We start from the raw sequence: 25,423 nt of genomic DNA, 5'->3' as shown, positions 1-25,423 counted from the left end.
ACGCCATATTGCTTATTAGGTGTATGTAAATATATGCCCTTACTACTGATCCAGTTCTTTGCACGTTCCGTTCACTTCATCCCAAAATTCATTATTCAAATCAATTTCTAAAGGCAGTTCGCTTACATCAAAGGGAACCTCTACATCTTTACTTTTGAGTACTCTCAAAATCTGTTCAAATTGTTCTAACGTATCTGCAATTTTAATCGGAACCCACTTTCCCGTTCCGTGATAGGAATAGTAGACAGGAAAGCCAATATCTTTTTGAGTAAAGTCAATATAAAAAGGATCATCCATCGTGTTCACCGCAAAAACATACCAGCCATCTTGCCAATCGCCGTTTTTATCTGAAACGAGAAATTCCCCTGAGAGAGAGTTAAAGCGATAGCCTTCCTGCATTTTATTAAAATCATTTATGTCTGCGTAATATGCTGGAAGCATTCCTATATAATCAAAGCAGATATCAAGATTTATAAAATCTACTAGTTGCTTCGGCAATTCTGGAATCTGTTTGGCTTCCTCGGGGATCCGAGCTTTAACGGATACCACTTCCTCCCTATCATCCCTTTCGATGATTTGGAGGATTTCTGGGTTCTTTAGTCGCTTCATTAAATTGTGGGCTGTACCAAAGTACACCTTTTCCATAAGCGTATATGGCAATGACTTAGATTGTTGGTATAAATGTGTAGCATTCGTGGTGAGTTGCAAGGCTTCTCTAAGATGTACAAACCCCTTCAAGCCATCAGGTGGCAACTTAACAAGCACGATATCAACCCATACACGGTTAGTTCTATCCTTCATCCTCTAAAACCTCCTGTCTGTATTGCAAATACGGTAGCATACCCACCTACTAAAATCTACATCTAGACTGTCTGTCAATGTTTTTATATCTGTTGAAAGCCTTATTTATATTCAATTTTTGATTTTTGAGTGCATACAACCGATTGAACTTTTTGAAGTAATCTGGTGTAATTAATGAAGTTGAATGTTGATAGAAATCGTTGAGAAATTATATAGTGCGAGGATTTAAAAGTATGTTAACTTTAAAACCTGTAATGCCCGAATTCAAAATATCCACCACTGACTTAAAGGTAGTTTATACAGAATCTGATGGTGTAAAAGTTGAAGTTGGTGCTATACCATTGAAGAATCCGCAAAACATAGATTGGGACAAGTGTGTGAATATTGAAATTTGTTTCCCACTAGTGGCAGAAGCTAAATGCGTAACTGTACCTTTCTATGAGAATCATTATAATGGTTATCATATTGATGTCCCTGATCAAGAAAAATTTCATCATTTAGGTTTTTATGAAGTGGTTAATTCTACATACCTACAGGAAAACGTTAAAAAATATGACCCTAAAAATAGGCTTGGTCTAAGGCATTATATGATTACAGGATATGATGGCTATGTTGAATTAATAGCTTCAACGTTTTCGGTCAATGAATAACTGCTGTAGATTCTTACACGAGTGGAGTTGTTGAGATGTTTAAGCTTAAGGACATTGGAACCGATACGTCGCTTCCTGATCTTGTCAGACACATCAATGAAGGCAATCTATCAGAGCTGCGCGATGCCATTGCACAGGGCTGGGATATGGAACAAGAGATTAGAATAAGCCAATATACGACTGTGATCCCGATAGAAGCAGCCTTAATTGCGGGACAATTCGAGGTAATTAAATTGCTTATCGAGCATGGTGTGAATTTGAATCATAAGAAGGAACCGTCCTTCCTGCTCGCTGTTCGCTATTGTGAAGAGGAGATCATAAGATACATCGTAGCGCATGGAGCCAAGGTCGATGCCCTGGATCAGCTTAAGTCCAATGCCTATCAACAAGCTTATTACGGGAACAAACACAACCTCCCGCTTATCCATGAGCTTGGCTTGGATGCAGCCAGTTATGGCGGCTATACACTACGTAAAGCCGTTAACGATCGGGATTGGCGTACGATTGAATTTATGCTTCAGCATGGCGTGGATATCAATTTCAATAAGCCGGATATGGTCTATCCTTATTGTGCAACCCCCTTAACCACTGCTGCACGAAATGGCGATTTGAAGATGGTTAAATACTTGGTTGAACATGGAGCCGATGTATGTATATGTGAAAAAGGCGGTGATCGTGCCTATACGATTGCTGTGCAAAATAAAGATAGCGCGATGGCCGAGTATTTGAAGTCATTGGAACCTGCAGAATTCCATAACTATGAAAATAAAAAATTGGCATTGAAGAGCTATAAGCTGCCGCAAGGACTGATTGATTTTCTATTGGGAGACAAGCTGCGAATCGATTTGCCTGACAATGAGTTCGAAATCGGCTACATCGAGTTCTTTACTTTTTCAGATACGATTGAAATGAAGGCAGGAAGGAAGAAATTGCTGCGTCTCACCGCGGAAGTTGATAATTATACTTCGATTCTCCTTGTCTGGAATCCAAAGACGAAATGCGTCGGCTACTATGATGAAGAACATCAGGAATACGGAGACGTATGCAGTTTCGAGGATTTCCTTGCACAGCCAGAGCTCTATATGACGAAGATTGTCGAGGGAGATTTGGTGACATAAAACAGTAGCTACTGGATTTTGTAGTCATACATATAGTGTAATGAGAACCCGGTAAGCAAGCTCTCGAAATATCGAGAGCTTCTTTCTTGTATACTCGTATGCGCTACCCTCCTAAGGCAGTTTTCACTACATTTGCTTGATCGCAGTGCACACCATAGTGCCAAATGTCCGAATGTCCTTCAAATAATCATACCCTGCAGGATTTCCACCCTGTTGATTGTACATTCTTACTGCCACCGTTTGATATTTCGGAATGACAAGACAAGCGCAGCCAGTTATGCCGAGCGATTGAAACGAACCTCCCGGAACCTGATCCCCCAGCTCAGATGCAGCGCGCGGAATATCCTGAACAAACCAGAAGAAACCGTTCCTCGGCAAATGCGTCTCTAATTGAGGCGGAGTACATATTGATGTAGCCAGCTCGAAGATTTCTGCTGGAATGATTCTTGTTCCCTCGTTCATGCCCTTATCTAAATGAAGCTGTCCCCATCTCGCCAACTCACGTGCACTTACAAATAAATTCCCATCATTCCCCTGATCATCCGTATATTCTTCATGAAGCCAGACCAGATTATCATCTCGCTCTTTGTTCCATCCTGTCTCTGTAAATCCGCACGGGTGGAACACTGTTTCCTCCAATACGTGGACAAACGGCTTCTCATACAGTTTCTCCATCAACTTAATGAGTATGTTTACACCCATGTTATTATAGGCCCAGTCGGTACCGGCAGAAAACAATCTTCGATTCGAATGATGGAGTCCATGCGTATGAGTCAGCAAATGCCGTATCGTCGTTCCGCTCAGCATCGCTGCCATTTGTTGATCTGTGATATCTAAGTAGTCGTCTATGTAGTCCGTGATAGAGTCATCCAAGCTGCGGATTTTTCCTTCATACAATGCTAAGCTGACTACGAACCCTAGATATGTTTTTCTCACCGATGCGACGTTGAAGCGAGACGCTGCATCTACAATGCGTTGCCCTGCCCTGTCATGAGTTCCAGAGTACCATTCGTTAACAACTTCCTGCTTATGAAGAATATAGGTAGCCGCTGCTGTGGCTGAAATCTGATGTTGAATCCGCTCAACATATTCATTCAATGCTGCGAAATGCTGCGTACATGGCTTATTCATAGGTTACTCTTCCGCCCCCTTCTGCTTCGAATCTTAACAGATCGTTTACTTCTTATCTAGTTCCCGCAATTATAAACACAGGTATAAAACACCAGTATGGTGCATATAACGTTACACATTCAACTTCACAGCATGAGATGAGCAATCAAGCCTATTTCGAAGATACCTCTTCACGATTACAAATCGTAATGGACTGAAATAAAGTCATAAATCAGGTATATCTTTACAACAATTCATTTTATAGTATAATATCTTCGAATTATATTTTCACAAGTTGTACACATCTACATGAACATTAAAGGTGGTGGCCACTTCTAACTGCACGGAGTATTTTGTAAGCGCTTCTTTTTTTACGATGCAGGTATACTCATTGAATGAGAGGGATTGCTGATGGCAGGTAAAAAGTTAACAGCCAAGCACACGAAGCAGGAATTAACTCCCGAACAATACTCATCAATTGCGAAATCAGATAGCTTCAGAATGCTGATTCGAACCAAGAAAACCTTCATTATTCCTTTCACAATCTTCTTCCTTTGCTTCTATTTCGCCTTACCGATCCTTACATCCTACACGGACATCTTGAATTATTCCTTTTACGGCAGTATTACATGGGCTTGGGTCTTTGCCTTACTGCAATTTGTGATGACCTGGGCATTTTGTATGATTTACTACAAAAAGGCATCGAAATTTGATAAAGCCTCCGACCAAATTATTGCTGAGAAAGGGAGGTAAACCATGAATACTGCTGCATTTATTATGTTTTTAGCCATCGTTGCGGTGACACTCATTATTACCTATTGGGCATCGAAAAAGAGTAAATCTGCAAGCGAATTCTATACAGCTGGAGGCGGCTTAACCGGATGGCAGAACGGGATGGCGATTGCCGGGGACTATATGTCAGCGGCTTCGTTCTTGGGGATTGCGGGATCGATTGCGCTAGCAGGATTTGATGGATTCTTCTACAGTATCGGCTTCCTTGTTGCTTACTTGGTCGTCCTCTTCTTGGTTGCAGAACCTTTACGAAATTTAGGGAAATATACGTTTGCCGATATGATTGCCGCTCGCTTTAAAACGACAAAAATTCGCGGATTCGCAGCGTTTAATACCATTGCCATATCCATCTTCTACATGATTGCACAGCTTGTAGGGGCAGGAGCTTTGATCAAGCTGCTTCTCGGCATTGATTTTGCAACCTCCGTCATCATCGTAGGTGTTCTTATGACCATCTACGTCACTTTTGGCGGAATGCACGCAACGAGTTGGGTACAGATTGTCAAAGCAATTCTGCTTATGGCCGGCACGCTTCTTATCTCGATTCTCGTGCTGTACAAATTCAACTGGAGCCTCACAGGCATGTTTGATCATGTCAAAGATGCGACACCACTCAAAGAGAAATTCCTTAATCCTGGTGTTAAGTATAAAGATGGTCTTGACACACTCTCCTTAACGATGGGCTTAGTTCTTGGAACCGCGGGCCTTCCTCATATTCTTGTCCGCTTCTTTACGGTTAAAAATGCGAAGACAGCTCGCAGCTCGGTTGTATACGCTACTTGGATAATCGGTATTTTCTATGTGATGACGATATTCCTAGGTTTTGGGGCTGCTGCATTTGTTGGAAATGGAGATATTACCGCCGCGGATAAAGCAGGGAACATGGCAGCTCCGCTCCTCGCAAAAGCACTAGGTGGCAATATGCTATTTGCATTTATTTCTGCTGTCGCCTTCGCAACCATTCTCGCCGTTGTAGCAGGACTTGTACTTACCGCTGCTGCAGCCTTCTCCCATGACTTCTACAATCAAATCTTGAGAAAAGGGCAAGCGACAGAGAAGCAGCAGGTCAATATGGCACGTTATGCTTCCATTGGGATATCTGTTATTTCCATTATTCTAGCCTTATTTGCACAAAATCTTAACGTTGCATTCCTCGTATCGCTAGCGTTTGCCGTTGCAGCAAGTGCAAACCTGCCTGTTATTCTATATACGATTTTCTGGAGGCGTTTTAATACGAATGGTGCGATCTGGGCCATGATGGTTGGCCTAATCACCTCCGTGGGGCTCGTTCTCGTCAGTCCGAACGTATTTCATCCTGAAGCTGGAAAGGCGATCTTCGTTGGACACGCGCTATATCCGCTCACGACCCCAGGTATTGTCTCGATTCCGCTCGGCTTCATCGCTGGTTATATCGGAACCATATTGTCGAGTAAAACAGGAAAAGCCGACAATCAAGTCGAATTCGATGAAATTCTCGTACGCTCCAATACGGGAATCGATACCACGATGTGATCCAAAATTAGCAAAAAGCATCCGTTCTGCGGATGCTTTTTTAAGTCTACCTTATCGATACTTACTGATGCATTATTGAAACAAGATCCTGCAGCCACGACGAGATGCCCTCTCTTCATGTAACCCTGAATATACCATTCGTTAAGTTCCTGATGATGAAGTAGCCCCGGGAACCCCTAATCTGAGCGTTTACATCTTATTTGGCTCCCCCTATTATATATCTAAAGGGATTGATAACTGTCGGATAAACAAATATGAAATGGTTCGAGGGAGGAGTTCTATAGCGATGAACGTAATCGTCACGAAATATAATGAAAACTGGAATCGTATGTTCGAGAACGAAGCGCAAAAAATAAAAGCGATATTCGGAGCTGAGTTAATCGACATTCATCATATCGGCAGCACTTCCGTACCCGGGTTACAGGCCAAACCGATTATCGATATGATGCCTGTTGTAAAGGACATCACCAGAATCGATTCTTTTAATGAGCAAATGAAGGAACTCGGTTACGAATGCATGGGCGAGTTCGGCATGAAAGGAAGACGGTATTTCAGAAAGGGCGGAGATCATCGAACCCATCACGTGCATACGTTTCAGTTCGATAACACGGAAGATATTCATCGTCATTTGGCAGTAAGGGATTATTTGCGAATACACTCCGACATTGCATCACGATATGGCAGCTTAAAAGAAAAGCTAGCGCGACAATACCCTGATGACATCGAAGCTTATATGGACGGGAAGGATTCGTTCGTGAAGAACCTTGAAAGAGAAGCAATAGATTGGTATGCCTAAAGCACGTCATAAAGTGGGTTAAAAAGCCTCGGAACTAATCCGGGGCTAACCTATTTCTAGGGATATATTATCCTTTCCCCCTTATAGCCAATGTGGCTGTACTACTGGATTCACGCCGAATAAACCGGTTGTGGGAGAAGAAATAGTGGCAACTGGATCCAAAAAATAGCATTAATTTTACGATTTCACTTCACTTTTTTGTACTTCTGTACGATAATAGTAATGACTCAACTTTTGCAGATGCAGGAATTTACGCCTATGGTGAGTCAAACCGTAATACGTGAATACTTCTTTAGGGAGGTTTTGAATTTATGGGATGAAGGACAGCGCTGAAGACATGATTTTCTCTGAAATGTAACCGCTTACTTTGTTTTGGTAAATTATCATCTAAGAAAGGGAGTTATCATTTATGAAAAAAACATCCATGTTGTTACTCTTGTCAACCGTTTTAATTTTATCTTTAGTGAGTGGCTCAATTGTTTCAGCTAGTCCTTCAACTTCTTTAGCAAATGAATTGACCAAAGGTCAAAAATCTCCTGTAATGATGGCATACTACAGAACATGGCGTGACGTAACTATGCCTCATGATGCAAATTCAACTCTCCCAGACACTAATGTGACAGCGATGACAGATATTCCTGAAGGAGTCGATATCGTTTCTGTCTTCCACTATGTTAACCCAGGTACAAATGAAAAGTTATTTTGGGACACGCTTCGTGATACATATGTGCCTGCCTTACACGAACGTCAAACCAAAGTGATACGCACGATAGATATAAGGGAGCTATATAACGTTCCTAGTATGGGTACAATGCCCACATCCAAAGAATATGATAATCATGCGCAATCTTTAGTTGATAAATACATAACTCCCTACAATTTAGATGGCTTAGACATTGATATGGAGGAAACGTTAACACAAGACAAAGAAACAAAAGCTTCTGGTACTTTTGAAGCTCTGTCTAAACGTTTAGGACCACTGTCGAACAGCGGCAAATTGCTTATCTATGATACAAACAAAGACAATCATAGCCTGTTCAAAAAAGTAGCTCCATTCTGTGACTATTTGTTCCTTCAAGCTTACGGCAGAACCCCTAGTAGACTAGATACTACATGGGCAACTTATAAAAATACGATCTCCCCTGATCAATTTCTTCCGGGAATATCTTTTCAAGAAGAATTAGGTGCCAACTGGGGTGATGCTCAGGAACCATTTGAAACAAGTAGAGCTTACAAATATGCGACTTGGCAGCCGAAAGATGGCCCTAAGGGCGGAATGTTTATCTATGCCATCGATAGAGATGGCAAAGTATACGGAGATAATTCAATTACGAAAACAGACTTTAGCTGGACAAAAAGATTAATTGATGTCATGAGAAACAACTAAATATCCTTAATTTCGGGTGCATGAGATTTCATTCATGCACCCGCTTACGTTCACTTACAGTCACTCCACTGTCCACATTGAAGGCTCCAATTTAGTAATGCCCTTATACAATATCAAAAAAAGAACCCTTCTTAGGCATTACACCTAAAGAAGAGTTCAGAACAATTTATATCATGCCCATATACATAAAATAGAGAGATAGAGTGCCCATAACATTCATTAGATCGATTCCGGAAGCTCTTCCTTCTGCTCCGGTTCGGGTGCCAACTTTTTGGCCAAGAACATAGCGACGATAATCGCTGTAATACCACCGACAAGCTTGCCGACGATCATTGGGAATATCATTTCCTTCGCAACCCCAGCCGTAAAGCCGAGGTGATCGCCGAATACGAATGCGGCAGAGACAGCGAATGCAACGTTGATGACCTTACCGCGCACATCCATATCCTTCATCATGCCGAACATCGGGATGACGTTAGCAAGCGTTGCTACCAAGCCTGCTGCAGCAATCTCGTTCATACCGAGCATTTTGCCCAGCTTCATAAGCGGCTTGTTGAATACCTTCGTAATGACGAATACCATCGCAAAAGCACCAGCCAATACAATGGAGATATCGCCAACGATCTTAATTCCTTCTTCAATCGGTGCAAGTCCCGGAATGATTGTAATATCCGTCAACTGCTGCGTGATACCAGCCGCAAGTCCAAGCGTCGCAACAATGACGATGAACTGACCGAAGATCGTGAAGCCCTTAATCATTCCATTCGGGAATTTCCATAAACCTAAAACAATCAGTACTGCGAACAGGATGATTGGAACTAGGTTGGTCAAAATCATTGAAATCGAGTAACCTGCCACCAATCCCCCGATTAAGCAACCAAGGGGAATGGTAACTATACCAGCCAATACGCCGGTTGCCAAGTACTTCTGGTCTTCCTTCTTAATAATGCCGAGTGCGACTGGAATAATGAATACGATTGTTGGCCCGAGCATGGCACCTAGAATCGTACCCGCGAACAATCCCGCTTCCGGCGTCTGCGCCAATTCCTGTGCGAGTGAGAACCCGCCCATATCGTTGGCTAACAGCGTCGTGGCAAACATTGCCGGGTCTGCTCCGAGCGCACTGTACAGCGGTACGACCACCGGACTTAGCACCTTGGCCAACACTGGGGACAGAGAGATAATCCCCACCATGGCTAGTGTGAGCGACCCCATTGCCATAATACCCTCATCGAATTGGTGTCCCAATCCGAATTTATACCCGATGCACTTGTCGATCGCACCGAGAATCATGAAGATAACCATGCCGTATATGATGATTTCATTAATCTCCACGAAAGTGCTCCTCCATTCTTACCTAAGATCAAAAGCGAGCTTTTTAAACTACCTATCGGAAGTGTTGTTTAAGTTCTTCGGATGGAGAAGGTATCACGGAATAATGAATAATCCGCTTTTGATCCATGGAGGATACGAACACCTTCATCCCCTGCTCGACATCGCTCACACTACCCGTGAATACGGCGAGGAACTTGCCGCCGATAGCCATGCCGAGATTCATTTTTTTCACGTGAATGTCACTTTGCTTCAGTGCTTCATTCAGTGCATAAATACCGGAAGACACTGTAGAAGTCTCCACAATTCCAAGCGCATCCACAGGTAGTGAAGCGTTGCTGCGTTTCAGCCCCTCGACGATTTCGGAATGAACACCGTGCAGCTCGAAATCGCTAATACGGAAATCACTTGCTTCCGCTCGGGCTGCTTCCATCGCAGCCTGAACATCTGCCGTGTCTCCGCTCATCATAATGAGGAACTTCCCCGGGCAGATCGGCTTCATATGATGCACGCTGACGGGAGATGTCTTCAGCATGCGGTCAGCCGTCTCATAGCCTTTGCTTATGCTGCGCAGCTCAATCACACCGATTGCACTAGTCATGAGATACCTCGATAGAATCCACAATGCCGACAATAACCGCGTCGACTGGTATGTCTGAGTTCGTGAATGATGCACGGGCTGCGCTTCCCGTTGTCACGAGCACAGTATCACCGATGCCCGCTCCTGCATTATCTGCCGCGACGAAGTAATCACGCTGAACGGGTTCATCATGATTCGATAACGGCTTGACCACCAGGAAGGTCAGACCATTCAGCTTGTTGTCCTTGCGGGTCGCCCACAGGCTTCCCGTAACTTGTCCCACGATCATAGCTTCACCCCGCCGTTATCTTCTGTGCACCTGCATCTTCTGCATGCGCAAGTAGTCTTGCGCGAGCGGTGTAATGATGCTGTGCCGATCAATGACAATTTCTTTTCCGTTATGCAGACGATGCTTCTTTAATTCCGCTTCCGTAATAACCTTGCGATTCAGCACTAGCGCGTGAGACGCTATGTCGCTTACTACGGATTCAACCTGATTATCTTCCTGTGCAGCCACTGGCTTTTGTCCAGCTTGCAGTTTTCCAGAGACATTGCCATTCTCAAGGCAGGCTGCAAGAAGATCCTGCTCTTTTACCAACCGAATGCCGTAAGCACTAAGCTTTGCCGTAAACTCGTCATACATCTTGTACAAGAGTACAGGTGCCGTCGACTTGTATTTGCGATACAGCAATCCTTCTTCGAGTGCGATAACCTCTCGCCCCTTAAGCAGCATCGTCAAGATAAATCGTTCGCGTGGGCCTGCACTTATGCCGTTAGCAAGGTTGGCTAACAGCTGAATGCATAGCTTAGGGATAATTAGTACATCACAATCTCTGAGCGTCTCATCATAATAACGAACATCAACATGCGAGTTCAGTACGCTCTCCAATTCCGGTACCGCTTCCATGGATAGAAGAACCGCTTGCTTTCTCGCTGCAGTCGGTTCTTTCTTGTCCTGTTGCCCTAGTCTTTTGATTACCTCTGCTGCTACGGCTTCAATGATTGCAGCTCGGTCTTGAGCTTCTATGTTCATTTTTTCACACTCCTAAACCTAGATGCTCTGCTTTACAATTATGCCCTTCGTCCCTTTTGCAAAGCCGCATGCATTTGCCTCATCATAGTCGATATGCATGTAAGTCTCATAGTTGGAGCTGACACGTACAAGCACATCGTCGAAAATAAGCGGGCGCTTGCCAAACACTTTCACCTGTACGATCTCGCCATTTTTCACGTTGAACTTCTCAGCATCCTCAGCTTTCACATGAATATGGCGCTGTGCAGCGATGAGTCCTTTTTCCAATCGAATCATGTTACTGCCAGAAGCAATCACGATGCCCGGAGTTCCTTCCAGCTTGCCGCTTTCTTTTACAGGTACAGACACACCAAGCACAACAGAATCTGTCAGTGATACCTCAACTTGAGATTCCTTGCGCTCAGGGCCGAGCACGACTACGTTGTGCAGTGAGCCCTTCGGACCGATCAGTGTAACGCGTTCTTTACAGGCATATTGCCCAGGCTGGGACAACTCCTTCGCCTTCGTCAATTGATAGCCTTCGCCGAACAATGCATCGATCGCTTCCCGGTTCAAATGCACGTGCTTGCCGGATGCTTCCACCTCGAAGCAGGCTTCATTCTGCACACGCTTCACCACTTCGTTAATAATGCTTTCTACCAGTTGGTTATCCACCATTTTCACCTCATTTATCGTAGTGTCCAACACGGATGCGGAACATGATAATCCAGAACAAGGAGGACAAACGGTTCAGCGAACGGATAATATCCTCGCGATCTGCTTCGCCATGCTCCTTCTTGAAGGCCTGATAAGCCAACAGTTCCGTCTCCCTTGTCAATGTGCGCAACGCATTTATGACAACAACCGCTTCGCCCATTTCATAGCTGGGTTGAAAATGTTCCAATCCAAAGTACTTCTTGGGAAAATGAGATTGCTCTCGAAGTTCCTTCGCTGTCATCCCAAGCAAATGAAACTCTTCAATGCTCTCACTCAGTACCTCGCATCGCACGACTCGCCGTACGAATTGCAGGATTTCTTCCAAATCATCGACCAGCTTGGTCATGTTCAACTTGAAGCAGCTAATTTGCGCTTCTAAACATTTTGTTTCTAGTGAATCCAACTTCCCGCGGAAGAGGATCCGTGGATGATCCTTGAATACAAGCATATTTCCATATAAATGGGTCATATGCTCCGGCTTCGTTTCCAAAAAACCGCCATACAGCGTGCGAAACCGCTTCTTGCCTTCTGTCGCAGGTTCGACATCCAGGTTTTTCGTAATCTGCAGTTTAACTTCCTTAGTCGCCGACGGTGCCTCCACCGTGGCCGTATTCGCCCCAAGTTCAGGAGCCGTCACATATCGGAGTTCGATCTGGTGATCGGTCAAGAAGCTCTTGGCCGACGGCGTTAGAATTGTACCTGCCGCCGTCTCATATACGGCAACATCCTTCAAATTCTGGTTTCGAAAATGCTTGCGGAGTTCGCTTTCCGTAATCAGAGCCATGTTCTCACATCCTTCTCGTGCGAATGCGTGTTGTTCAAATCCATCTCGTTAACGCCAATCATCTCGGCTTGAACAAGCCGATTCATCACGATAGATGAGTTGCAGGATGCCGAGCTTAACGCCAGCATCCTGCTTCATCTCTTTCAATAAAACTCGTCCGGAATCTGAATTACTCTACTATTTTTGTCTTAGGCAAGATTGCGTCCACTTCGGAATGTGGTCTTGGAATTACGTGTACGGACAACAATTCGCCAACACGTTCTGCTGCTGCTGCACCTGCATCTGTAGCTGCTTTAACTGCACCTACGTCGCCGCGAACCATTACAGTTACGAGACCTGCACCGATTTGCTCTTTGCCGATCAATGTAACGTTAGCTGCTTTTACCATTGCGTCTGCTGCTTCGATTGCGCCTACCAAACCTTTCGTTTCTACCATTCCCAATGCGTTTGCGTTTGCCATAATAAAATTCCTCCTAGTAGTCAATAAATTAGAATTAATTGTATATAAAGTGTGAGTTACCATTGTTGTGAAACAAATAAATAGGAATCCTCATGAATCTATCAACTTACAGTTTTTCGAGAATACGAGCGACGATCATGCCGATCAGCTCTTCTTTGTCTCCTAAATTAAGGCTTGCCAATTTATCTTGCTGAGCCACAGGCTGCTCCTGCTCCATCAAATCTTCCATCTCGCGAAGTCCATAAGCGACTCTGCGGATATTGAGCAGGTTAAGTGGGCTGATGTTGTCGGATGTCGAGCTGCCGCCAACGGCACCGCATCCCAGCGTAAGCGCCGGTGCAATTGCTGTTGTTGCGCCGATACCGCCAAGTGTACCCGGTGTGTTCACAAGCAAGCGGGATACTGGCTTCTTCAATGCGAACTCGCGAATGATTTCTTCATTTTCGGAGTGAATGACCATCGTGTGGCCTGCACCCTCGCCATGCAGAATCTCGATGCAGCGCTCGCATGCCGCTTCCCAGCTGTCTTCTGTGTAGAAGGCAAGAATCGGAGCCAGCTTCTCGCGAGAGTATGGAACCTTCGGTCCAACTTGTGTCTCTTCTGCGATCAGCACGCGTGCATCTGCTGGAATGCTCAGGTTCGCCAGCTTCGCGATATGTTCCACACTGCGTCCGACGATTTGCGGATTCATAGTGCCATTGGCACGCATAATGAACTTGCCAAGCTGTGCTGCCTCTTCCTTCGAAAGGAAGTAAGCCCCCTGCTTTTTAAATTCCGCAATTACCGCATCCTTACTGCATGCTTCCACAACAACGGATTGTTCGGATGCACAGATTGTGCCGTTGTCGAACGTTTTGGAATCCATGATGCGCTTGACTGCAAGCGGGATGTTCGCACTCTTCTCAATGAAGGCAGGACCGTTGCCAGGACCAACCCCGATTGCCGGCGTACCGGAGGAATAAGCGGCTTTAACCATCGCTGTTCCGCCAGTTGCAAGAATCAAGGCAACATCTTTGTGCTTCATCAATTGATCCGTTCCTTGGATCGTCGGAACCGTCATGACGCCGATGGCACCTTCCGGACAACCTGCTTGCACAGCTGCCTCGCTGATGTCCTTCACTGTTTCCAAAATGCTCTTGAGCGCGTTTGGATGTGGAGAGAACACAATGCTGTTTCCGGCTTTAAGCGCAATAAGCGCTTTGTAAATAACCGTTGAAGTCGGGTTCGTGGATGGAATCAGACCCGCAATAACGCCGACTGGAACCGCTACCTCCATCACCTTGTGTGCCTTGTCATCCTTCAACACGCCAACTGTCTTCATGTCCTTGATCGATGCATACACGTGCTTCGAAGCAAATGAGTTCTTGATGATTTTATCCTGCCAACGGCCGAAGCCAGTTTCCTCATTCGCCATCTTCGCGAGCTTCTCGCGATGCTTGTAGCCAGCATCCGCTACTGCCTTGACGATTGCGTTAATCTGCTCCTGCGTCATGACGGCAAGCTTGGCTTGTGCTTCTTTCGCTTTCTTGATCAGATCACGGACTTCTTGAATGGATCGTAGGTCTTTATCCAATGTTTCCATCAATATTCCTTCTCTCTACTCCATTTTTTACGAACTTGCTTTTTTTGTGCTTTTGCTCCGTTTCGCGGCTGGTGAAGGCACTGGCTTTACGCGTGCAGCGCCGCCATTGCCGGTTCCAGCTTGCTTCTGCTTGTCGCCAACAGTTGACGTATTCAAACCCGCAGAATTCGAAGCATGAGTCGTTTTCGTTATGCCAGCATTTGCATTACTTTCAACAGTACTGTTGCTTGCCTTAGCAGAAGTTGATTCTGCTTTCGCTTGCGAATCCTTCGGAGCAGCTACTTGTTCAGACTTAGTAACAGTTTCTTCCTTATCATTAGCGTCCTCAGCTGCAGGGGCTTCATCTGCTTGTATTGCGATCACGGAATCCGTGATTCCAGATATGCGTTCCTGGCCAGTTGCAGCAGCTGCATTGTTGTTTCCTTCGGTCGACTCTAGCTTGACCGACTTCGAAACTCCATCCAAAGCATCATGCTTTTCGCCTCTGGAATTCTTCTCGTCAGCTTCGTTGATTCTCGTTGCAGCGAACTTATTTGCAACATCCTTAGCTTCATTCGTATCTGTTACAGCTTCATGTTCAGCCGCAATCTCAGATACGAGTTCCGCCTCGCCTTGCTCATTTTGGCTCGTGCTGTCGCTCTCCTGAACCTGACAGTGATTGTCGCCTTCATCATCAGGAGTATCCGGAGTCGCAACCATTGCTGCTGTCTCTTCATGCATACGAGCAATCACATGACGAGTGACAAGTACATCCAGCTGCTTGGCCAGCTCTGCTCCCGCGTCAACGGCAGCTTGTACAGCTCCGACATCACCATCGAGCTTCACCGTTACCAATCCACCATTGATGATCTCTACACCGATGCAAGTAACGCTTGCTGCCTTCAAAGCGGCATCTGCCGCAGCGACTGCTCCGAGATATCCCCTAACTTCAACCAATCCTAATGCACTATTTCTCATCGCCCGTTACCTTAATAACTCGTCGGATTGTCTGCGACGAATTGAACAGCGTCTGCGAACGCATCGCATGCTGCCTTGCAGGCTGATTGACTGCCCGTAAGCAATGCACCACCGAAGTTCGTTTCTGAAGGTGGTCCGAAGAAAGCGGCAATTGTCACATCTGCGGCCTTCAGTGCTGCATCAAGTGCATACATTGCTTCAAGTGGAGGAGCGATTAAGTAAGCGATCGCTTCTCCTTCCTTGATGCCTGCTGTCTCGGATAAGTGCGTTCCTGTACGGGATACACAGTGAGCGAAATACGTAATGCTGTTATCTTCATTTGCACTCACGAAATGCGCTCCGCTCTCGATGAAATCCGCAACGGCGCTCATGCCGCTGCGCACTTCTTCTGGATTGGGTCCTGCCAGAATACCAATGACCTCGCCTGCCAGCTTCGTTGAAGCATTGGCCGATCCGGCATACATGCTTTTTGCATAGACAACATCTACGGCTGCTGCTTTTGTCGCTTCATCCAATGCCACGTACGTGACATCGTCAATGTCAGCAGTAATAATACCTAAGCTCTTATGGTGTGGCTTCAGCTCCAGCTTGCTTGCCATATCCAGGCTTACGTTGGAAATGAGCTTCATGCCGAGCACCGTTGCATGAATCGGTTCGTTTCTCATACGTGCCTTCCTCCTTGCGATAGCTTATAAATTGCGTGTTCAACTTGTCGTGATTATTGAACGACATTGGAATGAACGCTACAGTTTCAAATCAATACCTGATGCTTTGCGGTCAATCATCGTCTTGATCAGCTCTGCAATATGCGCGCCGGCTTCAACTGCAGGCGTACCGCCTGAGTGAATGTTGGAGATAACCGTGCGTCTCGCTTCAGGCATACCTACCGTCGGCTTATAAGCGATGTAGGCACTCATTGATTCAGCGGTAACCAATCCTGGACGTTCGCCAACGAGCAGACACACGACATCCGCTTCTGTTACATCGCCAATGACATCCATGGAAGGAACGCGGCAATGCTTAACAAACAAGATATTGCCGACTTCGTAACCATACATCTTCAGACCTTGTGTGATGGATGGAATGATGTCACGCAAATTGGCTTCAATCGCTGCGGAACTTAAGCCATCGCCAACCATAATCTGAACTTTCGCCTGATTGGTCGTACGCTGTTTAATCGTCGCAATCGTTTCATCCGAGAATTGGCGTCCCAAGTCAGGGCGCGTAATATATTCATCCTTGTCCCGACATTTTGTCGCAATCGGCACAAGATTCATTTCCTTCACGAAGTCCTCAGACACGTAGGAGAACACGGCATCTTGTGCTGCAGCATGGTCAGCACGGAAGCGCAGCGACGTAATTGTCTTGTATCGTGGGCCTGCACGCCATACGCCAAGGCGTGCTGGTGTTTTTTCTTTCATTTTCAAGTAGCCTTCGCGATCCTCTGGATCCGGTACAAGCAGCAGCTTGCGCAGATCGATATCTGTAATATCATCTAGACATTCGCCATCGTCCAGTTGCTCTTCTGCAGGCATGGTGGCTTGTACCAGCCCACCTACGGCAAACTCCGTTTTTCCCTCTTGCGGAGCAGTCACTTCCACTGCCTTCGTGACGACTTCCTTCACTGCTTCTGCAGCCGGCACCGTCTCGTTTCCTACCATTTCGTTCAATATCGACTCAATCATCGATTTTAGATCTTTTTCGTTCATGTGAGCTTCCTCCTTTCCCTACTTAAGAAACACGGATGCGTCTCCGGCTTTTTTCGTCAACTTGCCATTTTCAATGAAGCCCATCTTCTCCATCCATTGTTCAAACTCGCGGATTGGACGCAAGCCAAGCAATTCACGCAGCGTCGCGGTTTCATGATAGCCCGTTGTCTGATAGTTAAGCATGACATCATCGCCATGCGGGATGCCCATGAAGAAGTTACAACCTGCTGTAGATAAGAGCACAGCCAAGTTCTCCAAGTCATTCTGGTCAGCCTTCATATGGTTCGTGTAACAAGCATCACAACCCATGGAGACGCCTGTCAGCTTACCCATGAAGTGATCTTCCAAGCCGGCGCGAACGACTTGCTTCGCATCGTACAGATACTCAGGCCCGATGAATCCAACAACAGTATTGACTAGGAACGGATTGTATTTCTTCGCAAAACCGTAGCAACGCGCTTCCATCGTCACTTGGTCAATGCCGTGGTGCGCTTCGGAAGACAACTCCGAGCCTTGCCCTGTTTCAAAGTACATGACGTCTGGCCCTGCTACTTGCCCCTGCTGCAAGACAAGCTGCTGCGCTTCCGCAATCGTGTCGGCATTGAAACCGAATGCTTCATTCCCTTTTTGAGAGCCGGCGATCGATTGGAAGATAAGTCCTGTCGGCGCGCCGCGCTTCACCGCTTCCATTTGCGTGGTAACGTGAGCCAAAACGCAAGTTTGCGTTGGAATCTCCCACTTCTGACGGAATTCCTCGAATCGCTTCAATACACGCGTTACACTCTCAACCGAGTCGTCAACTGGATTGAGACCAAGTACGGCATCCCCGATACCGAAGGTCAAGCCTTCCATAAGGGAAGCCATGATTCCATCCGGATCATCTGTTGGGTGATTCGGCTGCAAACGTGCGGACAACGTACCTGCACGGCCAATCGTCGTATTGGCAGTAGCCTCAATGCGAATCTTCTTCGCACCGTACATCAGGTCAAGGTTGGACATAATCTTCGCAACCGCTGCAATCATTTCGGCTGTCAACCCGCGCGATACGCGCTTAATGTCAGCTTCAGTCGTGTTCTCATTCAAGATCCACTCACGCAGCTCTTCAACCGTCCAGTTTTGAATTTCACTGTAAATGCGCTCATTAACCCCATCTTGGATAATGCGGGTAACCTCATCTACCTCGTAAGGAACAGCTGGATTGTTGCGCAGATCCGACAGCTTAATTTGGGAGAGCACTACCTTCGCAGCTACACGCTCTTCGGACGAAGTAGCACCCAGCCCAGCCAGTGTATCCCCTGATTTTTCCTCGTTTGCTTTTGCCATAACTTCCATAAGGCTGCTGAACTGATACACGCGGCCAAACAACTTCGTTTTTAAAATCACAAAAGCTCCTCCTTCCAACTCAATATCAATTTGTCTTAATAATCTCCCCTAATGAAATACGAGGGTTTTAATGACGACTGGAAGCACCTTGCCATTCGCAATCGGCTTGCCGATATCGATATAGTCGCCGTTATCAACCACAACACTATCGATGCAGACAACATCCTTCTTGTAGTCAAGCAAGGCGTACAGCGTCTGTCCCAGCACTTTCGCCATGTCGTGATGGACGATCACGATGAGGGGATAATCCCGCTCCAGCAGCTCGGACATGCCTTGATACAGCCCTTGCGCATATTTCTGAACCTCTTGGAAGCTAGGGCTCTTCTTCCCTTCCAATGCGATCGCAACCCGCTGCAGATCGTTGTTCAGCTTGAACCAATTCAGCTTGTCGGCAATCGCCTGCGCCAGCGTCTCACTGCTTCCCGACTCATCTGCCGCAGCAAGCTTCAGAATCGGAATATTCTTAATCGGGAAGCTCTCTTCCGTGTACGTAATCGTGCTGCCGCTAATTTCCGTCGTATGAGACCCTGCTCCAACTACGGTTGCTCGGATGGTCTCAGCCGATCGGGCTACTGTCATTTGCGTCGTAAGCGGAGACGCTGCGATGGCACGGCCGAGCAAGATGCCGATGTCACCGTACTGGAACACATCGCCCGTCGCCTCTTCATAAATGTAGTCCGCGACGCCGCCTGAGAAAGAAATGCACGGAATCGAACGATCCAGCTTGATCCCTTTATTCGTAATAATCGTGTTATAGAAGTCGCCAGTCGGCCTTAGGCCAACACTCTCTTCGAGCAGCTTGACCATCTCTCCGATAATCGGCTCCAAGTCGGCTGGAGTAACTTGCTGATCGAGTGCGAGCTTAATGCCTCTCCGCTCTGCCAACTGCTTAATTTTCGGTGCAATGTACGTCACTTTATGTGTGGCTTGATCCACCTTAATGAGTCGTCCACCGATATCAAGGCAGCCTGTATCGATGAGATCGCCGCTAGCGAACAGCGCCAGATTGCTCGTACCTCCGCCAATATCGATATTGACGATGGAAGTCGAATGCTCCTTGGAATACGTATGGGCACCTGCGCCTTTCGCAGCGATAATGCTCTCCAGATCCGGACCGGCCGTCGCAACTACGAAATCTCCAGCGAAACCGCTTAGCGACAGAACTGCTTCGTTGGCATTGTCTTTGCGAGCTGTTTCCCCCGTAATAATGACGGCGCCTGTCTGAATATCTTCCTTGCGAATGCCAGCCTTCGCATACTGCTCTTCAATAAACACCTGAATCTGCTGCATATCGATGCGATTGTCCTCCATTACAGGCGTGAAGCAAATATCGCTTCGATATACAACTTCTTTGTCCGTAATGACCAATCGCGGCACTGTGAAGGAAGATGCCATGTTCTGAATGTGAAGCTTCGATAACACAATCTGTGTCGTAGAAGTCCCCATATCGATGCCTACACTCAGCAATTGTTCTTCCACTTTCCTCACCCCCACCGATTGATTTCCGTGTAATTCCACTGGGCATAGTTCCTGAATCGCATTGTGGTAACATCCGAACAACACCATTCGAACAAAAAAAGGCTTAAAGCACCACTTCCGATTCACACCGGATATGGTTGACTTTAAGCCTCTTTGCTTCTAAAACTACGCCCTTGTAGTTCGAATATTTATTTTTTGAACGTAAATGTAACAGCCGTGCCTTTATCACTTGATGCAATCGTGAGCTTCCCTTTCAGCTTATCCTTCACATAGCTGCGAACAATCGATAGCCCTAAGCTCTTGCGAGAAGCTTCTTCTACCACGAATCCTGTTCCGTTGTCTGCAACAACGACGGTAACAAGACCTCCTTCGACTTGCGCCTTGATCGTGATTTCACCTTCTGCACAATCCCCGAACGCATGCTCATAGCTATTGTGCAGCAGCTCACTTACAATCAGTGCGATATCTACGGTACGATCACTATCTAGACAAATACTGTCTGTTGATGAGATGTTCACACCGACAGCATGACAATGGACGAAGCAGCGCTCAATATTTGATGCAATGAGTCGTATGACATCGAGCAGATCTACCTGTGCATCGATTTCCGTCGATAGCAGTTCATGAGTAGCCGCAATTGCCAACACCCGACTGACACTGTCATCCAGACATTTCTTAGCCTCAGGGCTCTTGCACTGTCGGCCTTGAATGCGCAGCAGGGATGCAACCGTCTGCAAATTGTTCTTCACTCGATGGTGAATTTCACGAATGGCTACCGACTTCGAGATGATCTCTGCTTCCTTGTCCTTAATCTCGGTTACATCGTGCAGAATGACGCCTACACATAGATCCTTCTCCTCAATGAATAGCCGCTTCACTTGGAAGTATCGGCCTGCAGCCTTCACATCTGTCGTCAATGGACAACATGGTGAAGATGAATGCTGCTTCATCACCTCGGAGAACATCGTCTGATCGAGCGACAAATTGTCATAATGCAAGCCCTGTATATCCTCCAAATAGCCAAGTTGTCTATAATACGCATCTGCTTGCTTATTTTTGAGCTTCAAAAATCCATGCTTGTCAAACACGAGAACAGCGTCCTCCAACTGATTGATAAGAGAATCTTTGAAACGAAGCATAGCCGTCAGCATAGAAGACATCTCGCCATCTTCATACGGCGCTCCCGCCATATTGAAATGAGCTTGAATATTGTCACTCACATCTTTTTCATAAATGACAACTGCAATGACGCCATCTTGATTTTTCATCGGATATACCGTCTGCCGAACAAGATGATTCTCCTGCGTGTTGGCGACGAGACCTTGCGACATAATGCCAGTCTCTAATGTTCTCAGAACGCCTGGCTCATTCTCGCGCAGTGCCTTCTCTCCCGTAACTGGACGCTCATACAAGGACTGTCGTTCACTCGGACGGCGATGATATACGACGATAGCCTCGTTCGATACACTGGACAGTACATCAATGAACACATCGTCTTGTACCTCGGTATGTTCAAAAGACTCCGCAATTTCGCATATCCACGCTATATCCGCTTCAGACAACCCCGTATGGAGTCTGCACAGCTGCTTGATTCGTTCTTTGAAATCAATCATAGGACATGACGATCGTGGTTGCGATTTCCATCATCGGACATCGTCTATCCATACTTAATTTGCGCAGGGTTTGATAGGCTTCCTCTTCGGTATAGCCATTTTCCTTCATCAAGATCCCTTTCGCCTTCTCCACTGCTTTGCGCTCTTCCATCTTCTGCGTCAGCTTCGATAGATTCTGTTCCAGCTTGCGTATCTCTTTGCCTTTGGCAATGGTCACTTCCACCATGGGAATGAACGACTTTTCATCAAGCGGCTTTACCAGATAGCCAAGCGCACCGACAGCCGAGGCTTTCTCGATAGTCTGCTTGTCGCTGAAGGCGGTCAGGAGAATGATTCCTCCTGCCAGCTGCTCTGATAAGATTCGTTTACTAGCCTTGAGCCCATCGAGGATAGGCATTTGAACATCCATGATGACGAGGTCAGGCAGATGCTTCTTACATAATTCGATGGCTTCAAATCCATCGGAAGCTTCGCCTACTACATTGTAGTCCGCCTCTTCGAGCATCTCACGAATATCCATTCTTGTAATAGGTTCATCGTCGACTATTACAATTTTTCCATTCATGTGTCATGCACCTCATTGTCTGCCGTTATTTGCTTGTCTATTGGTATTGCGCCTCTTGAAATAGAATCAGCCGTTTACGCCTCCAAGTATTGCTGAAGCGCCTCCACTCCCACATTCTCTATCGTCGAGACTTCAAATATCTGTTCCACACCAGCCGCTTGCAGATGAGCTCTCGCTTGTGCGATTTGCTCCTGCGACTCGGACAATTCCACCTTCGTCACCACGCCGATGACCGGCTTGGCAAATACAGTTGCAAAGGCGGGGGGGAAGTAACTGTCTTCCTTCGTGCAATCTTGCACAAGCCCGATTACGTCAGCATCTACGCTCGATACGAGCAGCATCTTGTACAAATATCGGTTCTCGATGCACTCGCCCGGCGTATCGATTGCTTGGTCGAAGCTTTCAATCGCTTGCGTCTTTTTATAGGCAATTTCTTGACCATGCAGCCATTGGCACAGTGTCGTCTTGCCAGATCCGGTACTCCCGGCAAAAATAATTTTTCTCATCAGCTTCTTCACCTACGTTCTCGTTATGTTCGCAGCAGTTGAGAAGCCTAAAATATTTTGCAGTCCAAACAGCACTTCACTTATGGCGGATTCGACAGAGGATACATCGCCTGTAATGACGAGTGATCCGCTGAAGCGATCAACGAAGCCAATCTGTACGCCAGCCGCCTTCGTCGCGATATCCGCTGCAATAATGGACGCCTCGCTTGGTGTTATCGTCATGACTCCGATGGAATCATGTGCGTCATTCCCTAATCCCAGCTTCTTGTAGATATCTGGATTCGGATTCGCGATAATATGAGCCAGCGTGACCTGTTTACCAGGTACGTACTCTTGGATAACGCGTTGTTTCTCAGTGTGTTGCTCCATACCATCATCTCACTCTCATGTCAGAAACACGTGAAATTGCTGTAAAAAACATAAAAGCCCCTTAAAAGTTCGCACAGGAATTTTAAGAAGCCTCTTTGCTTGGTTTTGTATGCAACACGCCGTTGTGTTACCTTTACTATATTTTAATACTGCAAACGTTGTCAATACACATTCAGACAAAATTCGACGCAAACCTACGATTGAAACATTTTGTTCAAAATTTCAGCCACATCTCCAGTTTTTGGTACACGAGGATTCGTCGCTGTACAGCCATCTTTCAACGCGCCTTCGGCTATCGACTCTCTCATTTCGTCCAGCTTCTCCTGCTCAATCCCGCATTCCTTCAGCGTCTGCGGCATCTGCAATTGCTTCTGCAGCTGCTTGATAGCTTGCACCAAGCTGCGTACACCGCTCTTCGGATTCGGTGCGGATAGACCCAAGCTCTTCGCGATTTCTGCATAGCGAACCGCTGCAGCTGTGCTCTCTTCCCTGCCATAGCCTGGCTTATAATTTGCATTGAATTCAATAACATGCGGGAGCAGCATTGCATTCATGCGGCCATGCGCAATCTTGAATTTGGCTCCTGCGACATGCGCAATGCCATGATTTAGCCCGAGCGAAGTAATATTAAATGCCATGCCCGCAATACAGGAGGCATTATGCATCTTCTCACGTGCTTCTAAATCCCCGCCATCCTTATATGCACGTGGCAAGTAAGCAAACACCAGCTTAATTGCCTTCTCGGCAAGGGCATCGGATATATCATTCGCTTTTGTAGACACATAAGCTTCAATCGCATGCGTCAATACATCCATTCCGGTATCTGCCGTAATGAAGTCCGGCACACTCTTGACCAGCTCCGGATCCAATATCGCCTCTTGCGGCAGCATCTCATCGGATACAAGTGGGTATTTGATATTTTTCTGCTTGTCACTAATCACAGAGAACGAAGTCACTTCTGATCCTGTTCCGCTTGTTGTTGGAATCGCGACAAACGGAATCTCCTGCTGGTTCAGCAGCTTCTGCGCGAACAGTTTCATCGCCTTAGCCGCATCAATCGCAGACCCACCGCCAATTGCAATAATTAAATCTGTGTTGAACGCACCCAATGCCTCAACACCTTCGGTTACGATTTCAACAGGAGGATCGGGTACGATATTGCTGAAAATGTATTGCTCATTGCTCTCATGCAGCCGATCGAATACCATGTTGATCATCCCTGATTTGACCATGAATGGATCGGTAACGATGAAAATCCGCTTATTACGCCATTCCATCAGACGATCCAGCGCGCCATGGCCCATATAGAGCTCAGCTTTGATCGAAAGTTTATCCACGTAAAGCACCTCCAACGAGTAGTTGCAACAAAAAAAGAGGCCTCTCAAAGGGATAGATCCCTTCAAAAAGCCTCTTTGCTTGTTATGTCGTGTGCACGCCATTGTGCAACTTATCATTCAATTATCATCTATACTGTACATCGTAACGCAAACATGCGTCAACCTCAATAGGGTCGAGTTCATCATTACGACAAATTTGTATAAGTGCGTGTTCAAAAAGGCCGGTTTTCAGCACCGAAGCTTATGCTTCCGATGTGCGTTTTTTCAAAACGCCTCAGTTGGATGAAGCTAGGACCTGAAGAGCGGAGCGTACGTTTTGGGTACATGAGCACCTGAGATGTTTCCATAGGAAACATACTTCGTAAGCATCTGCTTAGATCCGGCTGAATTCAAATTTCGATGCCGAGTCCACTTCATGATTTACTTCGTGATCAAAAGCGGACTTTTTGAACAACCTCTATAAGAAAAAAGGTGGGACAGGCACAACATTGTGCATTTGGTTCTTCTTCGTTGAAGAACGTCCCGCTTGCCTCGCTTGTACAACTTCGTATATTCGGCGGCGACCACCAGGCAACTCGACTGCGTTGTCGACTGCCTTCGAGAAATATAAAAAAGCCTAGTGAGGCGCAATCGTCACTAGACTTGTAAACCAGTCACTTTCGCCTCGAAATGACTGGCCTAGCAAAGTTACTAGACAAAAGACCTGACTTAAGACCGAGCATTCGGCCTATTACAGTGGCGGGACCGTGTTGGATTTGCACCAAACTTCCATTGTCTATAACTTCTTCTGTTGTGCATGACGTGAATGGTCGTCCATTCGACATTTATTATAGCACAAACGATCTGAAGCGCAATATGAAAAAAGATAAAAG

Annotated in this window: 27 protein-coding genes and 1 riboswitch; of the genes, 6 read left to right on the top strand and 21 right to left on the bottom strand. The window is 46.3% G+C overall.

Going from position 1 to position 25,423, the window contains the following annotated elements; translation table 11 throughout:
• Nucleotides 1–42: 42 nt before the first annotated feature.
• Complete coding sequence (locus BLS15_RS23025) at nucleotides 43–801, bottom strand: SMI1/KNR4 family protein (protein WP_090513892.1); 759 nt, start codon at nucleotides 799–801, stop codon at nucleotides 43–45.
• 233 nt (nucleotides 802–1,034) lie between these two features.
• Here BLS15_RS23025 and BLS15_RS23020 point away from each other — a divergent pair, with 233 nt between their 5' ends.
• Entirely contained in the window at nucleotides 1,035–1,451 is a 417-nt protein-coding gene (locus BLS15_RS23020) for a hypothetical protein (RefSeq protein ID WP_090513889.1), read from the top strand.
• A gap of 35 nt (nucleotides 1,452–1,486) precedes the next feature.
• A complete protein-coding gene (locus tag BLS15_RS23015; protein ID WP_021252517.1) occupies nucleotides 1,487–2,569 on the top strand; it encodes an ankyrin repeat domain-containing protein in 1,083 nt (360 codons plus the stop codon).
• A gap of 126 nt (nucleotides 2,570–2,695) precedes the next feature.
• Here the strand turns inward: BLS15_RS23015 and BLS15_RS23010 are convergent, their stop codons facing one another.
• Nucleotides 2,696–3,700, bottom strand: coding sequence for a serine hydrolase domain-containing protein (locus BLS15_RS23010; protein WP_090513886.1), 1,005 nt, complete (start codon nucleotides 3,698–3,700; stop codon nucleotides 2,696–2,698).
• Nucleotides 3,701–4,090: 390 nt separating this feature from the next.
• Between BLS15_RS23010 and BLS15_RS23005 the strand changes: the two genes are divergently transcribed.
• From BLS15_RS23005 to BLS15_RS22990, 4 genes are all read left to right on the top strand, one after another.
• Nucleotides 4,091–4,432, top strand: a complete 342-nt coding sequence (locus BLS15_RS23005) for a DUF485 domain-containing protein (RefSeq protein WP_021252519.1) — start codon at nucleotides 4,091–4,093, stop codon at nucleotides 4,430–4,432.
• A 3-nt stretch (nucleotides 4,433–4,435) separates the two neighbouring features.
• Entirely contained in the window at nucleotides 4,436–5,983 is a 1,548-nt protein-coding gene (locus tag BLS15_RS23000) for a solute symporter family protein (protein WP_021252520.1), read from the top strand.
• A 286-nt stretch (nucleotides 5,984–6,269) separates the two neighbouring features.
• On the top strand, nucleotides 6,270–6,779 hold the full coding sequence (locus BLS15_RS22995) for a GrpB family protein (protein ID WP_028531606.1): 510 nt from the start codon (nucleotides 6,270–6,272) through the stop codon (nucleotides 6,777–6,779).
• Between the two features lie 409 nt (nucleotides 6,780–7,188).
• Entirely contained in the window at nucleotides 7,189–8,166 is a 978-nt protein-coding gene (locus tag BLS15_RS22990; protein WP_036590280.1) for an endo-beta-N-acetylglucosaminidase family protein, read from the top strand.
• A gap of 219 nt (nucleotides 8,167–8,385) precedes the next feature.
• On the opposite strand, the gene eutH is transcribed toward BLS15_RS22990, so the two are convergent.
• From eutH to BLS15_RS22900, 19 genes are all read right to left on the bottom strand, one after another.
• A complete protein-coding gene (eutH, locus tag BLS15_RS22985) occupies nucleotides 8,386–9,501 on the bottom strand; it encodes an ethanolamine utilization protein EutH (RefSeq protein WP_021252523.1) in 1,116 nt (371 codons plus the stop codon).
• A 52-nt stretch (nucleotides 9,502–9,553) separates the two neighbouring features.
• Complete coding sequence (locus BLS15_RS22980) at nucleotides 9,554–10,099, bottom strand: BMC domain-containing protein (protein ID WP_021252524.1); 546 nt, start codon at nucleotides 10,097–10,099, stop codon at nucleotides 9,554–9,556.
• Nucleotides 10,092–10,367 (bottom strand): EutN/CcmL family microcompartment protein, encoded by a 276-nt coding sequence (locus BLS15_RS22975; RefSeq protein ID WP_021252525.1) that lies wholly within the window; start codon nucleotides 10,365–10,367, stop codon nucleotides 10,092–10,094. Before BLS15_RS22975 ends, BLS15_RS22980 begins: the two co-directional genes overlap by 8 nt.
• 15 nt (nucleotides 10,368–10,382) lie before the next feature.
• Nucleotides 10,383–11,111 carry a hypothetical protein gene (locus tag BLS15_RS22970; protein ID WP_021252526.1) on the bottom strand — a complete coding sequence of 243 codons (729 nt, stop codon included), beginning with the start codon at nucleotides 11,109–11,111 and terminating at the stop codon, nucleotides 10,383–10,385.
• A gap of 18 nt (nucleotides 11,112–11,129) precedes the next feature.
• Nucleotides 11,130–11,765 carry an ethanolamine utilization phosphate acetyltransferase EutD gene (eutD, locus tag BLS15_RS22965; protein ID WP_021252527.1) on the bottom strand — a complete coding sequence of 212 codons (636 nt, stop codon included), beginning with the start codon at nucleotides 11,763–11,765 and terminating at the stop codon, nucleotides 11,130–11,132.
• 10 nt (nucleotides 11,766–11,775) lie between these two features.
• Entirely contained in the window at nucleotides 11,776–12,591 is an 816-nt protein-coding gene (locus BLS15_RS22960) for an ethanolamine utilization cobalamin adenosyltransferase (RefSeq protein ID WP_021252528.1), read from the bottom strand.
• Complete coding sequence (locus BLS15_RS29140) at nucleotides 12,582–12,719, bottom strand: hypothetical protein (RefSeq protein ID WP_155987197.1); 138 nt, start codon at nucleotides 12,717–12,719, stop codon at nucleotides 12,582–12,584. The genes BLS15_RS22960 and BLS15_RS29140 overlap by 10 nt, the downstream gene beginning before the upstream one ends.
• Before the next feature lie 41 nt (nucleotides 12,720–12,760).
• Complete coding sequence (locus BLS15_RS22955) at nucleotides 12,761–13,051, bottom strand: BMC domain-containing protein (RefSeq protein ID WP_021252529.1); 291 nt, start codon at nucleotides 13,049–13,051, stop codon at nucleotides 12,761–12,763.
• Nucleotides 13,052–13,157: 106 nt separating this feature from the next.
• Nucleotides 13,158–14,633 carry an acetaldehyde dehydrogenase (acetylating) gene (locus BLS15_RS22950; protein WP_021252530.1) on the bottom strand — a complete coding sequence of 492 codons (1,476 nt, stop codon included), beginning with the start codon at nucleotides 14,631–14,633 and terminating at the stop codon, nucleotides 13,158–13,160.
• A 27-nt stretch (nucleotides 14,634–14,660) separates the two neighbouring features.
• A complete protein-coding gene (locus BLS15_RS29880) occupies nucleotides 14,661–15,590 on the bottom strand; it encodes a BMC domain-containing protein (RefSeq protein WP_021252531.1) in 930 nt (309 codons plus the stop codon).
• 11 nt (nucleotides 15,591–15,601) lie between these two features.
• A complete protein-coding gene (eutL, locus tag BLS15_RS22940) occupies nucleotides 15,602–16,255 on the bottom strand; it encodes an ethanolamine utilization microcompartment protein EutL (RefSeq protein ID WP_021252532.1) in 654 nt (217 codons plus the stop codon).
• Between the two features lie 78 nt (nucleotides 16,256–16,333).
• Nucleotides 16,334–17,299, bottom strand: a complete 966-nt coding sequence (eutC, locus tag BLS15_RS22935; RefSeq protein ID WP_028531609.1) for an ethanolamine ammonia-lyase subunit EutC — start codon at nucleotides 17,297–17,299, stop codon at nucleotides 16,334–16,336.
• Nucleotides 17,300–17,317: 18 nt separating this feature from the next.
• Nucleotides 17,318–18,682 (bottom strand): ethanolamine ammonia-lyase subunit EutB, encoded by a 1,365-nt coding sequence (locus BLS15_RS22930; protein WP_090513884.1) that lies wholly within the window; start codon nucleotides 18,680–18,682, stop codon nucleotides 17,318–17,320.
• 48 nt (nucleotides 18,683–18,730) lie between these two features.
• Nucleotides 18,731–20,161: an ethanolamine ammonia-lyase reactivating factor EutA gene (eutA, locus tag BLS15_RS22925; protein WP_028531610.1), complete on the bottom strand. Its 1,431-nt coding sequence runs from the start codon at nucleotides 20,159–20,161 to the stop codon at nucleotides 18,731–18,733.
• Between the two features lie 188 nt (nucleotides 20,162–20,349).
• A complete protein-coding gene (locus BLS15_RS22920) occupies nucleotides 20,350–21,774 on the bottom strand; it encodes a sensor histidine kinase (protein ID WP_021252536.1) in 1,425 nt (474 codons plus the stop codon).
• Complete coding sequence (locus BLS15_RS22915; RefSeq protein ID WP_021252537.1) at nucleotides 21,767–22,339, bottom strand: ANTAR domain-containing response regulator; 573 nt, start codon at nucleotides 22,337–22,339, stop codon at nucleotides 21,767–21,769. Before BLS15_RS22915 ends, BLS15_RS22920 begins: the two co-directional genes overlap by 8 nt.
• Before the next feature lie 74 nt (nucleotides 22,340–22,413).
• Nucleotides 22,414–22,845, bottom strand: coding sequence for a EutP/PduV family microcompartment system protein (locus BLS15_RS22910; RefSeq protein ID WP_021252538.1), 432 nt, complete (start codon nucleotides 22,843–22,845; stop codon nucleotides 22,414–22,416).
• Between the two features lie 12 nt (nucleotides 22,846–22,857).
• A complete protein-coding gene (locus BLS15_RS22905) occupies nucleotides 22,858–23,214 on the bottom strand; it encodes a BMC domain-containing protein (RefSeq protein WP_021252539.1) in 357 nt (118 codons plus the stop codon).
• Between the two features lie 194 nt (nucleotides 23,215–23,408).
• Nucleotides 23,409–24,551 (bottom strand): 1-propanol dehydrogenase PduQ, encoded by a 1,143-nt coding sequence (locus BLS15_RS22900; protein WP_028531612.1) that lies wholly within the window; start codon nucleotides 24,549–24,551, stop codon nucleotides 23,409–23,411.
• A gap of 644 nt (nucleotides 24,552–25,195) precedes the next feature.
• Nucleotides 25,196–25,347: riboswitch (adenosylcobalamin (AdoCbl) riboswitch) on the bottom strand.
• Nucleotides 25,348–25,423 lie beyond the last annotated feature (76 nt).

Source organism: Paenibacillus sp. cl6col, from assembly GCF_900102125.1.
Lineage (GTDB): Bacteria > Bacillota > Bacilli > Paenibacillales > Paenibacillaceae > Paenibacillus_B > Paenibacillus_B suaedae.
The sequence above is the reverse complement of the archived record's forward strand: the minus strand, read 5'-3'. Positions and strand labels throughout refer to the sequence as shown.

Bases quoted from the DNA above. Each gene is read 5' to 3' on its own strand.
- BLS15_RS22910 (WP_021252538.1), bottom strand. From the start codon at position 22,845: ATGAGAAAAATTATTTTTGCCGGGAGTACCGGATCTGGCAAGACGACA.
- BLS15_RS22955 (WP_021252529.1), bottom strand. From the start codon at position 13,051: ATGGCAAACGCAAACGCATTGGGAATGGTAGAAACGAAAGGTTTGGTA.
- BLS15_RS29880 (WP_021252531.1), bottom strand. From the start codon at position 15,590: ATGAGAAATAGTGCATTAGGATTGGTTGAAGTTAGGGGATATCTCGGA.
- BLS15_RS22995 (WP_028531606.1), top strand. From the start codon at position 6,270: ATGAACGTAATCGTCACGAAATATAATGAAAACTGGAATCGTATGTTC.
- BLS15_RS22915 (WP_021252537.1), bottom strand. From the start codon at position 22,339: ATGAATGGAAAAATTGTAATAGTCGACGATGAACCTATTACAAGAATG.
- BLS15_RS22905 (WP_021252539.1), bottom strand. From the start codon at position 23,214: ATGGAGCAACACACTGAGAAACAACGCGTTATCCAAGAGTACGTACCT.
- BLS15_RS23025 (WP_090513892.1), bottom strand. From the start codon at position 801: ATGAAGGATAGAACTAACCGTGTATGGGTTGATATCGTGCTTGTTAAG.
- BLS15_RS23000 (WP_021252520.1), top strand. From the start codon at position 4,436: ATGAATACTGCTGCATTTATTATGTTTTTAGCCATCGTTGCGGTGACA.
- eutL (WP_021252532.1), bottom strand. From the start codon at position 16,255: ATGAGAAACGAACCGATTCATGCAACGGTGCTCGGCATGAAGCTCATT.
- BLS15_RS22975 (WP_021252525.1), bottom strand. From the start codon at position 10,367: ATGATCGTGGGACAAGTTACGGGAAGCCTGTGGGCGACCCGCAAGGAC.
- BLS15_RS22920 (WP_021252536.1), bottom strand. From the start codon at position 21,774: ATGATTGATTTCAAAGAACGAATCAAGCAGCTGTGCAGACTCCATACG.
- eutC (WP_028531609.1), bottom strand. From the start codon at position 17,299: ATGAACGAAAAAGATCTAAAATCGATGATTGAGTCGATATTGAACGAA.
- BLS15_RS23015 (WP_021252517.1), top strand. From the start codon at position 1,487: ATGTTTAAGCTTAAGGACATTGGAACCGATACGTCGCTTCCTGATCTT.
- BLS15_RS22980 (WP_021252524.1), bottom strand. From the start codon at position 10,099: ATGACTAGTGCAATCGGTGTGATTGAGCTGCGCAGCATAAGCAAAGGC.
- BLS15_RS23010 (WP_090513886.1), bottom strand. From the start codon at position 3,700: ATGAATAAGCCATGTACGCAGCATTTCGCAGCATTGAATGAATATGTT.
- BLS15_RS22990 (WP_036590280.1), top strand. From the start codon at position 7,189: ATGAAAAAAACATCCATGTTGTTACTCTTGTCAACCGTTTTAATTTTA.
- BLS15_RS23005 (WP_021252519.1), top strand. From the start codon at position 4,091: ATGGCAGGTAAAAAGTTAACAGCCAAGCACACGAAGCAGGAATTAACT.
- BLS15_RS23020 (WP_090513889.1), top strand. From the start codon at position 1,035: ATGTTAACTTTAAAACCTGTAATGCCCGAATTCAAAATATCCACCACT.
- BLS15_RS29140 (WP_155987197.1), bottom strand. From the start codon at position 12,719: ATGCTGGCGTTAAGCTCGGCATCCTGCAACTCATCTATCGTGATGAAT.
- BLS15_RS22950 (WP_021252530.1), bottom strand. From the start codon at position 14,633: ATGGAAACATTGGATAAAGACCTACGATCCATTCAAGAAGTCCGTGAT.
- BLS15_RS22960 (WP_021252528.1), bottom strand. From the start codon at position 12,591: ATGGCTCTGATTACGGAAAGCGAACTCCGCAAGCATTTTCGAAACCAG.
- BLS15_RS22970 (WP_021252526.1), bottom strand. From the start codon at position 11,111: ATGAACATAGAAGCTCAAGACCGAGCTGCAATCATTGAAGCCGTAGCA.